Here is a 14,480-nt window from a genome sequence, read left to right as displayed (position 1 = left end):
GAAATCGCTCTTTATGTCTAAAGAAGAAGTACTGGAATTTTCTGGAATTGTTACAGAACTTTTACCAAATGCAATGTTTCGGGTGAAATTAGAAAATGATCATGAAATTATTGCCCATACCGCTGGAAGAATGCGAAAAAATCGTATTCGTGTCTTAGTCGGCGATAAAATTATGGTGGAAATGACCCCTTATGATTTATCAAAAGGACGAATTACATATCGCTATAAATAACCATCAAAAGGAAAAATTCTGTATCAAAAATTAACCCAAAATTGGGAAGCGTTATTGCAGAAGTGAATGCTTGTGAAAAATAAGGTCAAAGAAAAAACGCTTCAAGTGCACTACAAAATATAGAGGTGTGAAAAAAATAATTTAAATAAAACGGGGACGTTGGGACAAAAGTGCATGCACTCAAAATTGGCGAAAGGGGTTCTATTATGGATATCAATTTGGTTCTTGCTTCTGCTTCTCCGCGGCGTTTAATGCTTCTCGCACAAATAGGTGTTGAACCAGAATTTGTTTATGCAACCAATGTTGATGAAACACCAAAATCAAGAGAGCATCCAGCAAATTTAGCAAAGCGTCTCGCAAAAACAAAAGCCCTCGCAGCACAGGAAAATTGGTTAAGAGATCAGAAAAATAATGCAAAAGAACCGTCATCAAAAAAATATTTAATTTTAGCTGCAGATACAGTAGTGGCAGTGGGGCGTGTCATTTTCCCTAAAGCAGAGGGAGAAGATGAGGCATACGAATGTTTGCGTTTTCTTTCAGGGAGAGCCCATAAGGTATATAGTGCTATCTGTCTCTTGAATGAGTGTGGAAAAAAAAAGATCAAGTTAGTTGAAAGTTCTGTGCGGTTTAAACGGTTAACCAAAACAATGATAGAGGCTTATGTGGCTTCTGGAGAATGGCAAGGAAAAGCCGGAGGGTACGCAATTCAAGGAAAAGCCGGGGCTTTCGTGACAAATATAATAGGGTCTTATTCCAATGTTGTAGGACTCCCTTTGGCTGAAACAATGGATCTCTTAATGACTTATCAGTATCCATTGCTTAATCATTGGTGCGAAAATTTCAGTGAAGGTGAATAAGACAAAGTGGGCGAAAATTTAATGGGTAAAGGAAAAAAACAAGACTTTATAGAAAAAGGTACCTTGAAAAACAATGAAACAGCGCAAAAAAGACGGAAAAAAAGCAGAAATATATCAGCCGCCCTTACAAAATAATTTGCGTCCATCGCGCCCCTGTCCAGAATGTGGAAAAATGTCTCAGCAGGATTCTTACCCTTTTTGTTCATCACGGTGTCGTGCAATCGATCTGAACCGTTGGCTGTCTGGGGCATATGTTTTGCCTCCACCTCCTCAAAAAACCGATGAGGAAGAGTGAACGAAAAATAAAATGCTTCAAAAGGAAAAAGTGCCATCTTTGTCTTTGTGGTTAAAATGAAATGCTGTTAGAATTTTTTTAACATATGATTTATGTTTAACGTGAATGCTTTTATCCGTGCTATTTGCGTTGGTTTTTTCAAAATATATGTCGGTGTTTGTTCTTTTATCTTCTTCCTTTATCTGTACCAAAACAAAAAGAGCACAAACTCGCTTGATATCAGGTTTAAGAGGTTCTGGTAAAATGTTTAGAGCATGACATAATGATACTCTTGAAAAAGAGTTGTAAGAGCGTGCCTGATGGGGAAGAATGGACAAATCTTACTGTATGGGAAGGCGCCATGGGGGAGGTTATGGAGCAGAATATCAGGGAATGTTGAGAGAAGTTTTAAGAGAAGGGCTGTGGAAAGGCAAAGCAGATGTTACAGTATCATTCTTCTCTTTAATTGAGCCTTATGATGCTTTTGAAAAAGGGCTGTAAGAGCGTGCCTGATGGGGAGGAATGGACAAATCTTACTGTATGGGAAGGCGCCATGGGGGAGGTTATGGAGCAGAATATCAGGGAATGTTGAGAGAAGTTTTAAGAGAAGGGCTGTGGAAAGGCAAAGCAGATGTTACAGTATCATTCTTCTCTTTAATTGAGCCTTATGATGCTTTTGAAAAAGGGCTGTAAGAGCGTGCCTGATGGGGAGGAATGGACAAATCTTACTGTATGGGAAGGCGCTATGGGGGAGGCTATGGGGCAGGAATATCAGGGAATGTTGAGAGAGGTTGTAGGAGAAGGGCTGTGGAGGAAAAAGGTTTTCTTTTTCAAAAGAGGTTTTATTTCCCTCTTGCTATAGGAAGAGGATGTTCCCATATTTCTTTATTGTTAAAGTAAATTATTGTTTATGGGTGTGTGGAAGATCGTGAAGACGCTTGAAAAAGTGCTTAGCGGTAAAGTACAAGCTCGTGAAAACAAAGAGCCTGTGAAGGCAGAGAGAAAGAAAAAATGAATTTGGAAAAATATAGCGAACGGCTTCAAGGTTTTTTACAAGCAGCGCAAAGCAGTGCTCTTTCTTCTGATCATCAACAGTTTATGCCTGAACATTTCTTGAAAGCGCTTTTAGAAGATAGCCAAGGGTTGGCCGTTTCTTTGATCCAGAAGGCAGGAGGCAATTTGCCAGCTATTCAAAAAGAGCTCAAAGAAGCGCTCGATGCTATGCCAAAAGTACAAGGCGGAAATGGGCAGCTCTATATGTCTCAGCCTATGGCAAAAGTTTTCGCAAAAGCAGAAGAAATTGCTCAAAAAGAAGGGGATCAATTTGTAACAGTAGAACGTGCTCTACAAGCTTTGCTTCTCGAAAAAAATGCAAAAACAGCCGATATTTTGACAACAGGAGGAGTCACAGCGCAGGCTCTTGATGAAGCCATCAAGACAATGCGAAAAGGAAAAACAGCAACAAGTCGTCATGCTGAAAGCCAATATGAAGCGTTGGAAAAATATGCACGTGATTTGACAAAAGAAGCACGAGAGGGAAAACTCGATCCCGTAATTGGACGAGAAGAAGAAATCAGAAGAACTGTTCAAGTCTTATCGAGACGGACCAAAAATAATCCCGTGTTGATAGGAGAACCAGGAGTCGGAAAAACCGCTATTGTTGAAGGACTAGCTCTCCGTATTGTCAATGGTGATGTCCCCGAAACATTGCGGGATAAACAACTCTATGCTCTCGATATGGGAGCCCTGATCGCTGGGGCAAAATATCGAGGCGAGTTTGAAGAACGTTTAAAGGCTGTGCTCTCAGATGTTCAAGCCGAAAATGGACAAATTATTCTCTTCATCGATGAATTGCATAATCTCGTAGGAGCCGGAAAATCCGATGGGCCTATGGATGCTTCCAATTTGCTTAAACCTGCTCTTGCTCGCGGTGAGCTCCATTGTGTAGGCGCAACAACGCTCGATGAGTATCGAAAATATGTCGAAAAAGATGCTGCTCTAGCACGACGTTTTCAACCTGTCTTTGTTCCTGAGCCAACCGTGGAAGATAGTATCTCTATCTTGCGTGGAATCAAAGAAAAATACGAACAACACCACAAAGTACGCTTGGCCGATAGTGCTTTAATTGCCGCTGCACGATTGTCCCATCGCTATATTGCAGATCGTTTCTTGCCCGATAAAGCAATCGATTTGATCGATGAAGCCGCCGCACGTTTGAGAATGCAGGTCGATTCAAAACCAGAAGAACTCGATGCAATCGATCGGCGCATCATGCAGTTGAAAATCGAACAGGAAGCTTTAAAAACAGAAGTCGATCCCGCAGCAAAAGAACGCTTGAAAATCGTGCAGACTGAACTCGAAACACTGGAAAAAAATTCAGCAGAAATGACACAAGCTTGGCAGGCCGAAAAACAAAAATTAGGGTATGCTGCTGATCTGAAAAAACAACTCGAAGAAGCACGAAATGCTTTGGCTATTGCACAACGAAATGGACAGTTCCAACGCGCTGGTGAATTGGCCTATAGTGTCATTCCTGAACTCGAAAAACAACTCAATGTTGCCGAAAATGATGATCAACAAAATAATCTCGTCGAAGAAATCGTTACAGCTGAACATATTGCGCAAATCGTTTCACGGTGGACAGGAATTCCCGTCGATCGAATGCTCGAAGGGGAACGAGAAAGATTATTGCGCATGGAAGACGAAATCGGTAAACGAGTAGTCGGACAAGCTGAAGCTGTACATGCTATCGCACGCGCTGTACGACGCGCGCGCGCTGGATTGCAAGATCCTAATCGTCCTATCGGGTCCTTTATGTTCCTAGGGCCAACAGGTGTTGGAAAAACCGAACTCACAAAAGCACTCGCTGCTTTTCTTTTTCAAGATGCTCAGGCTATGTTGCGGATTGATATGTCCGAATATATGGAAAAACACGCCGGAGCACGCCTGATCGGTGCCCCTCCAGGATATATCGGATATGAAGAAGGAGGCATCCTCACCGAAGCTGTCAGACGGAGACCTTATCAGGTTATTCTCTTTGACGAAATTGAAAAAGCCCATCCCGATATTTTTAATTTGCTTCTTCAAGTGCTTGATGAAGGACGCTTGACGGATAGTCAGGGCCGAACCGTCGATTTTCGAAATACTGTCCTCATTATGACTTCTAATCTCGGAGCCGAAATCTTGACCGCATTGCCAGAAGGGCAAATAACACATCAAGCAAGAGATGAAGTGATGCAAGTGGTAAAAGCTGCTTTCCGTCCAGAATTTCTGAATCGCGTCGATGAAATTATTCTCTTTCAAAGATTACAGCGCAAAGATATCGAAGCAATCGTTGATCTTCAAATCCAACACTTACAAAATTTACTCAGTGAACGCAAAATTACCTTGCAGATCAAACCAGAAGCACGAACTTTGCTCGCGCATAAAGGCTATGATCCTCTCTATGGTGCGCGCCCCTTAAAGCGAATGATGCAAAGAGAAATTCAAGACCCTCTCGCAGAAAGTATTTTAAAGGGCACAATCCATGATAATACAACCGTGACAATTACAAAAGAAGGAGAGCAATTGATCTTTTCTCCTGAAACAGAAAGCGAAAAAGTAAACGCTTGAAAGGGTAAAATGACAGAGAAATACAATAAAACTTGACAAGGTGAATCTAAACAGCTATCATAAAGGCATAATCACAATTTCGTCTTTATTTAAGTGTTCTGCATTGGTTGTATGAAATCAGCAGAAGTTTTTTGTTTGTGTTTATAATTTATCTTGGCAATTGAAGCTGATTAAGAAATGGTAGTTGGGGAGCTTTTCTAAAAAAGCACAGGAAGAAAATCTCCGTTATTCAAAAGCATTTCTTAAGAAAAAAATACAATCTCTTCATGCACAAGATTAAGTTTCTTTCTCTTAAGAAGAACCTTCTTCCCATAGAACAGACCTACTTCTCTAAAGAAAGAGCTCTGTTTCATTGGCTCTTTTGTCGCATTGAACTTTATGAAAGGCTAAAATTTGCTTAATTACTTTTTTTACTGCCCAGACTCTGCAGAGCAACACAGCTTCCCACACTGTCCTTGAGGATATTGAGTCATTGATCGTGTCTGGTGAAAACGTTTTTTCGACAAATTTTAAAGTTTTGCATATGAAAAAGGAACTCTCTGATGATACAGGATAATTCTCTTTCTTTGAAGGGGAAAGGACGGCCAAAAGGGACGGTGAATAAAACAACAAAGATTTTCAAAAAAGCACTTCTTACTGCAGCTGAACAGGCGGGAAATCAGTATGGTCGTGATGGTTTGGTTTCTTATCTTTGTTATCATGCGATCAATAATCCTGTTCCTTTCTTTTCTCTGTTAGCAAAAGTTTTGCCTTTGCATGTGATGGGAGAAAATGAAGAAAAGACCAAGGTTATTTCGCGTGTTGAGATTGTACCGATGGTTTCTAATATCGGTGATCTAAACGATCAAATAACGTCTTGACACATCGGTACTTGATTTTGGCACACCCAACCGCCACTTACAAAAATAATGATAAACGCAAGCCGAAGAACCCGACAAAAAATACGGAACGTCTAAAAATGAAAAACAAGCAGCTGATAAATAACGATTTAAAGATTACCTAAGCCATACTCTATTCCCTGATTTTAAAGGAATATAGAAATTCTTCTTTTCAGTGATTGAGGAAGGTGGTGTATGTTCCAGGTTTATGTTTGAATATCTACAAAAAACCCATAAATGCGAAGAGTTTTTTAAGAAATTGTGAGTGATTTATATTTTAGGGTATGGCTTAGGTAATCTTTAAATCGTTATTTATCAGCTGCTTGTTTTTCATTTTTAGACGTTCCGTATTTTTTGTCGGGTTCTTCGGCTTGCGTTTATCATTATTTTTGTAAGTGGCGGTTGGGTGTGCCAAAATCAAGTACCGATGTGTCAAGACGTTATTTGATCTTAACTCTTTGTGTTGAGGAGTGGAATTATACTCTTCGGGATCACTTTTGTTATGGGTGATGTTTTATGATTTTTGGATCAAGAGTCTTAAGGGCAAGGATCTCGCAGAGAGCAGATATCTATTTTTGAAAAGTGTATTCTTTGAATAGGGTCATATAGTGCTTCACAATGAGAGAGAGTTCTATCGGTTAACAAGGGTTATAGCGCACAATGACAACCGTTCAGATTGCCTTGATTCCAAAGCTCATCCCTGTTTTTACTGGAAAAGCTGATGTTCGTGCTGCTTGGGGAGGGAGGGGATCAGGGAAAACACGCTCCTTTGCTTTGATGACAGCTGTGATTGGCTATCATCATGGAAAAGCCGGAGAACGAGGCATTATCCTTTGTGCGCGACAATTCCAAAATTCATTGGCTGAAAGTTCTCTCGAAGAAATTAAACGTGCTATCGAGGCCTATCCCTTTTTAAGCGACTATTATGAAATTGGCGATAAATATATTAGATCAAAAGACGGCTGTATCGTTTATGCTTTTGCTGGTCTTGATCGCAATATCGCTAGCGTTAAATCTATGGGGCGTATTTTGCTCTGTTGGGTCGATGAGGCCGAGCCTGTAACCGATGCCGCTTGGCAAATCCTGATTCCAACGCTCAGAGAAGAGGGAAAAGAGTGGCATTCCGAATTATGGGTGACATGGAACCCATGCCGAGAAAATGCTGCCGTTGAAAAACGGTTCCGTTTTACCAAAGATCCTAATATCAAAGGCGTTGAAATTAATTGGCGCGACAATCCAAAATTTCCTGCGAAACTTAATCGCGATCGACAAGCTGATTTAGAACAAAGGCCTGAACAATATCAACATATTTGGGAAGGGGAATATCTGCAGGCAATGCAAGGGGCTTATTACCAAAAATTGCTGCTTGAAGCAGAACAAGAAGGGCGTATTACTACAGTGCCGCGTGACCCTCTGATCCAGGTCAAAATCTTTTGGGATATCGGCGGAACCGGCGCTAAAGCCGATGCAACCGCTCTATGGGTGGCGCAATTTGTCGGACGCGAAATTCGTGTTCTCGATTATTATGAAGCACAAGGACAGCCCTTATCAGAGCATATCGGATGGGTCTGTCAAAAGGGCTATGAAAAAGCACTGATGGTTTTGCCTCATGATGGAGCTACAAAAGATCGTGTCTATAATGTCAGTTTCGAAAGTGCACTCCAACAAGCTGGTTTTCGTACCCAAATTATCCCTAATCAAGGTGTCGGTGCTGTCAAAATGCGGATCGAAGCTGTAAGACGATTATTCCCCGCTATATGGTTTAATCGTGAGACAACAACCGCTGGGCGAAAAGCCCTTGCCTGGTATCACGAAAAACGCGATGAACAACGTAATATCGGTTTGGGAGCCGAACACGATTGGGCAAGCCATGGTGCCGATAGCTTCGGGCTGTTATGCGTGGCCTATGAACAACCCAGTGCTCACAAAAAACGAGAGGCTTATCGGTCGCGTCCCTCTTCTTCTACAACATCATGGATGGCTTTTTAATGAATATGCAGACTGCTTCTAATTCAATTGAAACCCTCGAACATCAGGCGCTCTTTCAAAAGCTCGTTAACTGGTATCAAGAGGATATTGTTCATGTCGAGCAATGGCGAAAAAATGCTCAAGAAGATTACGATTTTTATAATGGGCGACAGTGGAATGAACAAGATCTTGCTGTTTTACGGGAACAAAACAGACCCGTTATGACATTCAATCGTGTTGCGCCCTTGATTAATGCTGTCGTTGGAACCGAACGCAATAATAAACGCCATGTTCAATTTATTCCACGACAAGAAGGCGCTGCTATCGCTAATCAAATCCTCACTGGAGCAGCAGAATGGTTTCGTGATGAGGCGCATGGTGAATATGAAGATTCCGATGCTTTTCAAGATACGGTTATTTGTGGGATGGGATGGACCGATACTCGGCTCGATTATGAAGAAGATCCTAGAGGAAAACCCGTCATTGCACGGCTCGATCCTATGAAAATGGTGTGGGATACAAGTGCCGTTAAATCTAATCTTATTGATGCTCAGCGGGTGTGGTATATCGATGAAAAACCACTGGAAATTGCACAAGAAATGTTCCCCAATGTGCATTGGAGTGAGCTCAATGCAGATTGGGTGCAACAGCAAACGGGAATGAGTTTGCATAGCGTTGGGAATGGAGATTACCAAAATGAAAGCTTCGGGGAAGGTGAAAATATTCTGCAAAGCCCTAAAATGGTTACTCTGGCTGAATGCCGGTGGTTCGAACGTGAAGTCATCTATAAGGTGCTTAATCCTCAAACTGGGCGGTTTACTGAGTATTCTGAACAGGACTTTGAACAGATTAAAAAAGAATTTCCTCTGTTTCCCGCAACAAAAATGACAAAAAAAGTTGTCAAACGCGCTTTCTTAGGAAAAAAATTGCTCGAGGCTCCCGATAAACCATTGGTCCCTTCTAATCAATTGGGGTGGGAATGTATTACTGGGACATTCGATAAATTAAGTCGACAATTCTATGGAATCGTACGTCCAGCCAAAGACCCTCAACGTTGGGCTAATAAATATTTTAGTCAAGTCATGCATTTGCTTAATAGCCAATCCAAAGGCGGTATCATGGCAGAGCGGGATGCCTTCGATGATGATCGACAAGCAACAGAAAGTTGGGCAAGAGCTGATAGTATTACTTGGCTGAAAAATGGTGCTGTAGCCGCTGGAAGAGTCCAACCAAAACCTGTCGCCCAGTTTCCAAATGGCTTTTTTCAACTCTTTAATGAAGCAAAGGGTGCTATTTCTCAGGTGACAGGATTGTCTCCCGAGTTTGTAGGAACACGCTCCGTCAATCAACCAGGTATACTCGAAGAAAAACGCCGGCAATCTTCGCTCAATCTTTTGGCTGCTTTCTTTGATGGATTGCGTCGCTATCGACAACGACAGGGAAAAATAATTCTCTATCTTATCCAAAATTATCTCTCTGATGGCCGTTTAATTCGTATTGCTGGAGAAGATAACGCTAAATATGTGCCCCTTACACGGGAAATGGTTACAAGTTTGGAATATGATATTGTGGTAGATGATGCACCAACAAGCACAAATGAAAAAGAACGGACATTTTCCGTTATTATGCAATTGTTGCCGCTTATGCAACAATTTGCAACGCCAGAGATGATGCTCGACTTTCTGCACTATTCACCTTTACCTGCATCGCTTATCCATAAAATTACACTCAAAGCACAGCAAAACAGTCAAGTGCTTACTGAGCAACAAGGGCCCCAACAATTCCCAGAAGGAGCAGAAGGTATCCGTGTTGCGTAAGCTCTACAGAACCTTGTGGGATGAGTTTACTATTTCCAGAAGGAGCAGAAGGTATTCGTGTTGCACAAGCTCTACAGGATTTTGAGGGATGCGTCTTCTGTTTCTAGAAGAAGCAGAAGGTATCCGTGTTGCGTAAGCTTTACAGGATTTTGAGGGATGCATTTATTGTATATGTGCTCTGCGTGGGTATGGGGGCATTTTGTTGTTTTAGGCAAATGAGGAAAGCATAATGAATGAAGAAACTTTAACATTGGAAGAACAGCACGCATGGGAAACGCATTCTTTGCAAGAAACAAGTGATAGTTTGGAAGGAAATTCTGGGAGAGAAGAGGGAGGTAATGTCCTTGCAGAAGAGGACGATGAAAATGAAACAGTCTCACTGGAGCAGGAGAATGAAGGCGATCAGAGTGAAGAGCCAATGCAAGCTCCACCAGATCCGCAAAAAGACTTTATGGGCTATCTGCAATGGCTTGGACAAATGCTTCAAAATAAACAGCAGACATCAGAAGTGCAACAAACTGCTTCGCAGGGGCAGGGGGCTTCAGAAGCAGAGCGGTTGCAGTCTTTTTTTCATCAGTCTGTGGAGACTGTCAAAAAAGTACATAGCGATTTTAATCAAGCTGCTGATTTTGTTTATGAGATGCGTGCAAAGCAATTGGCTGCTTGTGCTTCTCTTTATCCTGAACTAGCAGATCCGAACGTTATTGATGCTATGATCGGCGATGAGTTGAAAAAGATTGTGCAAGATTGTCGTGAAAAGAATAAAAATCCGGCCGAGATGATTTATACAATCGCACAGACTATTGGCTATACAACACCACAAAATCATAAAGGTGAAATTCTACAAAATTATCAAGGGCAAAGTTTACAAGGAATGAAGGAAACAAAAAGCCTACAAGAAAGTGTATGGGAGGAGAAAGCTCTTCAGGAGAGGCAAAATTCTGCCCGTACCCTTGTCGCTTCTAATGGTTTGAGCGCCAATGGGCCAATTTCTTTGGATCTTCTCGATAAGATGTCTGAAGGAGAATTTAATGTTTGGATCGATAACCCAAAAAACAAAGCTGCTTTTAACCATTTAATGAGTGGGGGAGGGCTGTAAAGAGAGGAAAAATACTAAAAAATTAAGACACTAAAAATAACTTTCTGTTCTGAGCATTAGGATAGGAAACAATAAACGCCCGGTACAATACCGGTTTTTTTATATCAAAAATTATGAGGGGGAAAAATGGCTGCAACTCACATCGGACTTAATCATCCAATGGCTGTACGTACATGGTCAAAATTACTGAATCAAGAAGTCTCAAAAGCAATTTCTATTGCACCACTTATTGGAAGAGATTCCAATAGTATTATTCAATTGAAAGATGAAACCAATAAAGCGCATGGAGATTCTATTAGCTTTGGTTTACGTGTCCAATTGTTCGGTGAGGGGGTTACTGAAAAAGACCTTCTTACAGGAAAAGAAGAAGATTTACAATTCCTGACGGATCGCTTGGTCATTAATGAACTTTCTCATGCTGTTCGTGTTAGAAATGAAGGCACAATCGATCAACAGAGAACTTTACATAATTTACGGACAGAAGCCAAAAATGCTCTTGTCGATTGGTATGCAGATCGTTTGAGTCTGATGTTCTTTCTTCATGTCTGTGGTTTTACAGCAAATAAAATCAATTTTGAAGGACGAACCATGGCGGTAAAACCTGTGCATTACGGATTTAATCCACCAACTGAACCAACCGACAAACGGATACTGCGCCCTAATGGAAAAACAAAAGATGCAGATCTTAAATCAAGCGATATCTTTACTCTTCAGTTGATTGATAAAGCTGTCGAACGCGCTAAACTTGCTAACCCAAAAATTAGACCTGTGCGTGTCGATGGAGAAAATGTTTATGTCCTTTATCTCCATCCAACACAAGTTACACAATTGCGATCCAATACAGAGCCAGGGCAATGGCTTGATATCACTAAGGCCATTTACAGTGGAAGCCGTATGAAAAATCCCATCTATAATGGATCACTGGGTATGTATAATGGAGTTATCTTACGAGAAGCAGAGCATGTCACAGAGGGTGTAGGACCGGCATCTGAGGATGGTAAGACGATCCCTATGCTTCCTCATGTGCGTCGTGCCGTTTTGCTAGGGGCACAAAGTACTGTTATCGCTTTCGGTAAGGATCGGGGAGCAACACGCTATAAATTGGTGGAAGAGCTCTTTGACTATGAACGTGAGTTTGGTGTTGCTGCAAAAACAATTATTGGCATGAAAAAAACACGCTTCAGTTTGGAAAATGAGCGTGAAAAAGCTCAGGATTTTGGAACCATCGTGATTTCAACATACGCTCTCTCTTCTTAAAAAAAATTATAAAATTCCCTGCCAATTTTTAAACTTTTGGGAGGGAATAAAATAAAAAGGAAGCACTCATGCCTATTCCTGGATCTTCTTTAACAAAATCTTCTGCTCAATCTTATTCATTTGTTTCAAAAATCTCCGATCATGCCAAAACATTTGGGCAAATGGTGGCGCTGATTCAGGATGAAGTCGATGATACAACAGGTGAATATTCTATTCAAATTCAAGATTCTATTGTAACTGCTCTTCGCTTGTGTGAACAGGAGCCCTTTTTCTTCAATAAAATGCGGGAAATGCGCTTTAAAACACAAAGCGGAAAAACATGGTATGGATATGAAGATACCGCTTTTCTTGAAACAGAAATGGTTATTGAATCTTTGGTTCTTGAGAAAAAAGAAGCAAGGCGAATACCCCTTCTTTATAAATCAGGGAAAAAAGCACAAAAAGAATATAAAAGTCATTCAGTTCAAGGAACACCCGTATTCTACACCTTTTTGGATCAACAAATCGGACTGTTCCCAACACCTGATACTGTTGAAACTGTTCGCCTCTTCTGGAAACCAGCGCATTTTTCTGATAGTCTCGCTCTGCAAGATCAGAACCCTTGGTTTGTTTATGCTTTCGATTTAATTAAAGCACGGGCAAAGTACGAACTCTATAAAAATATTCTCAAAGATGCTGAATGTGCTGCTGTCGCGTTTAGCGATTTTCAAGAACAGCTCCAACTCTTGCGTTACGAAACATCGCGTCGCGAAGGATGCTCTCATATTCTTTCAACGGGGTTTTAAATGGCTTTTTTTCCTCTTGCGGATTATCGTCCCGATGTTGCTCATATCAATAGTCTCTTTACCGATGAACTTGTCAATGTGCTTCCTGCAGATGGATCTTATATCCCAATGCCAAATTTTAGTCCATTATCAGAGCCTTGTCCGGGGACTATTTTAGGCGCTATCGCTGTCAAAACAAAAAATGGTGTGTCGATTATTGCTGGAACAGAAAAAAAAATCTATCAGCTCAATAATACAACTTTGCAGTGGAAAGATATTACGCGTAAAAATAAATCCTATTTTGCTAATGTTGATGCACCTTGGTCTTTTGCGTTATTTGGCGATTATGTTATCGCTGTTAATGCAAATGATAAGCCTCAAGTTATCGATATTAATCAAGATGAAAATTTTAGAGATTTAGGTGGAAATCCTCCACAAGCAGGAATTGTTCGCGTTTGGGGCGATTTTGTTTGTCTCATGAAATTACCCGAACATCCACGACGCGTTCATTGGTCTGGGTTGAATGATGCTGAGTTCTGGACTGTAGGGAAAAAAAGCTGCGATTATCAAGATTTTCCCGATGGGGGATATGTGCAAGGAGCAACAGAAACAACAAATCCGTTAATCTTTATGCGTTCTGCAATTTATGCCGGCTCTTTTATTCCTGGATCTAAGATTATCTTCAGTTTCCAGAAAATACATGATAAACGTGGTGCAAAAAACCCTGAATCAATTGTTTGTCGTGGAGATCTCGCTTTCTTTGCTGATGAGGGAGGATTCTATCAAATTACTACAGATGGGCGAATTTCTCCGATCGGATTCGAAAAAGTCGATCGAACTATGGTAGCAAAAATCTCAGAAAATCAATTATCTACTCTGAGTGCTGCAATCGATGGCGTGTATAACCGCGTTTATTGGGTTATCGATGCCGATGAAACGATCGAAGAGCGGATCTTGCTGATCTATGATTGGGGATTGCAAAAGTGGACCAAAGCGATTGTAAATATCAAAATGATTTTGCCCATTTTTCTAACCGGATATACCTTAGAAGGGCTTGATAGAGTTTCAGAAAGTCTGGATGATTTATCTTTTTCTCTCGATAGTAAAGTGTGGCAAAATGAAACACCAATTCTGGGAGCTTTCGATCGTGAAGGGAGACTCGGATCATTTTCTGGATCCCCTATGGCTTGTGTCATAACCTCACAAGAAATGGGACAGACAAATGGTATGATAACCAGGGTGAGAAATATTATGCCCCAGGTGAATAGTAAAACATTTTATTTGTCGGTTGGTATGCGCTTTCGTCAAGCCTTTGAGGAAGAAACTGTTTGGTTGCCAGAAAGACAACCTTCTACGCATACGGGACAAATTCATTCTCGTGCTAGGGCGCGGTTTTATCGCTTTAAGCTTCGGATACCAGAAGGAGTCAATTGGTCTCATGTCACTGGATTTGATGTCGAGTTGAGGCCTGCCGGCATGCGTTAAGCATGCCAAAGAATAGGGCTCATGCGTCGAGTTTGCTAAGGCACAAAACTAGAATGGTGAGGATGCTAGGGTAAAAGCTTAATATGGTGAGTATGCTTTGGCAAGATGCTGATGCGGTGGGTTATTCAATCAGGAGGTATCAGTATAAATGAGCGCAATGGAGGGTGACAATAGGATTCTCCGGCTGTTTTTGGTGATGTATCGCGTGTTTCTTCCATGGGTAGGGCAGATTGAATG

14 protein-coding genes are annotated in these 14,480 nt (G+C 41.2%); all 14 read left to right on the top strand.

What is annotated here, in order from left to right:
• Positions 1-13 precede the first annotated feature (13 nt).
• The 14 genes from infA to Bra60_RS05600 all read left to right on the top strand — a co-directional run bounded on the left by infA (position 14) and on the right by Bra60_RS05600 (position 14,243).
• Complete coding sequence (infA, locus tag Bra60_RS05655; RefSeq protein WP_013545481.1) at positions 14-232, top strand: translation initiation factor IF-1; 219 nt, start codon at positions 14-16, stop codon at positions 230-232.
• A gap of 206 nt (positions 233-438) precedes the next feature.
• A complete protein-coding gene (locus tag Bra60_RS05650; RefSeq protein WP_078688874.1) occupies positions 439-1,089 on the top strand; it encodes a Maf family nucleotide pyrophosphatase in 651 nt (216 codons plus the stop codon).
• A gap of 73 nt (positions 1,090-1,162) precedes the next feature.
• Complete coding sequence (gene yacG / locus Bra60_RS05645; protein ID WP_035006595.1) at positions 1,163-1,384, top strand: DNA gyrase inhibitor YacG; 222 nt, start codon at positions 1,163-1,165, stop codon at positions 1,382-1,384.
• Between the two features lie 309 nt (positions 1,385-1,693).
• The gene (locus Bra60_RS07160) at positions 1,694-1,864 is read left to right on the top strand and encodes a hypothetical protein (RefSeq protein WP_153300888.1); all 171 of its coding nucleotides are present in this window, start codon (positions 1,694-1,696) and stop codon (positions 1,862-1,864) included.
• Between the two features lie 21 nt (positions 1,865-1,885).
• The gene (locus tag Bra60_RS07155) at positions 1,886-2,056 is read left to right on the top strand and encodes a hypothetical protein (RefSeq protein WP_153300888.1); all 171 of its coding nucleotides are present in this window, start codon (positions 1,886-1,888) and stop codon (positions 2,054-2,056) included.
• A 4-nt stretch (positions 2,057-2,060) separates the two neighbouring features.
• Complete coding sequence (locus Bra60_RS05640) at positions 2,061-2,225, top strand: hypothetical protein (RefSeq protein ID WP_153300887.1); 165 nt, start codon at positions 2,061-2,063, stop codon at positions 2,223-2,225.
• Positions 2,226-2,374: 149 nt separating this feature from the next.
• Positions 2,375-4,975 carry an ATP-dependent chaperone ClpB gene (gene clpB / locus Bra60_RS05635; RefSeq protein ID WP_078688872.1) on the top strand — a complete coding sequence of 867 codons (2,601 nt, stop codon included), beginning with the start codon at positions 2,375-2,377 and terminating at the stop codon, positions 4,973-4,975.
• A 542-nt stretch (positions 4,976-5,517) separates the two neighbouring features.
• A complete protein-coding gene (locus Bra60_RS05630) occupies positions 5,518-5,835 on the top strand; it encodes a hypothetical protein (RefSeq protein WP_035006598.1) in 318 nt (105 codons plus the stop codon).
• Between the two features lie 678 nt (positions 5,836-6,513).
• A complete protein-coding gene (locus Bra60_RS05625) occupies positions 6,514-7,842 on the top strand; it encodes a PBSX family phage terminase large subunit (protein ID WP_078698142.1) in 1,329 nt (442 codons plus the stop codon).
• Positions 7,842-9,638: a portal protein gene (locus Bra60_RS05620; protein ID WP_078698141.1), complete on the top strand. Its 1,797-nt coding sequence runs from the start codon at positions 7,842-7,844 to the stop codon at positions 9,636-9,638. The genes Bra60_RS05625 and Bra60_RS05620 overlap by 1 nt, the downstream gene beginning before the upstream one ends.
• 229 nt (positions 9,639-9,867) lie before the next feature.
• Positions 9,868-10,737, top strand: coding sequence for a hypothetical protein (locus tag Bra60_RS05615; RefSeq protein ID WP_078698140.1), 870 nt, complete (start codon positions 9,868-9,870; stop codon positions 10,735-10,737).
• 126 nt (positions 10,738-10,863) lie between these two features.
• Positions 10,864-11,994: a N4-gp56 family major capsid protein gene (locus Bra60_RS05610; protein WP_035006602.1), complete on the top strand. Its 1,131-nt coding sequence runs from the start codon at positions 10,864-10,866 to the stop codon at positions 11,992-11,994.
• A gap of 68 nt (positions 11,995-12,062) precedes the next feature.
• Positions 12,063-12,779, top strand: a complete 717-nt coding sequence (locus Bra60_RS05605) for a phage adaptor protein (RefSeq protein ID WP_236823914.1) — start codon at positions 12,063-12,065, stop codon at positions 12,777-12,779.
• Positions 12,780-14,243 (top strand): hypothetical protein, encoded by a 1,464-nt coding sequence (locus Bra60_RS05600; RefSeq protein ID WP_078688868.1) that lies wholly within the window; start codon positions 12,780-12,782, stop codon positions 14,241-14,243. It begins immediately after the preceding gene.
• The last annotated feature ends 237 nt before the right edge of the window (positions 14,244-14,480 follow it).

It is taken from the genome of Bartonella sp. Raccoon60, assembly GCF_002022585.1.
GTDB lineage: Bacteria > Pseudomonadota > Alphaproteobacteria > Rhizobiales > Rhizobiaceae > Bartonella > Bartonella rochalimae.
Note: the sequence above shows the minus strand (reverse complement) of the source record. Positions and strands in the feature narration are given on the sequence as shown.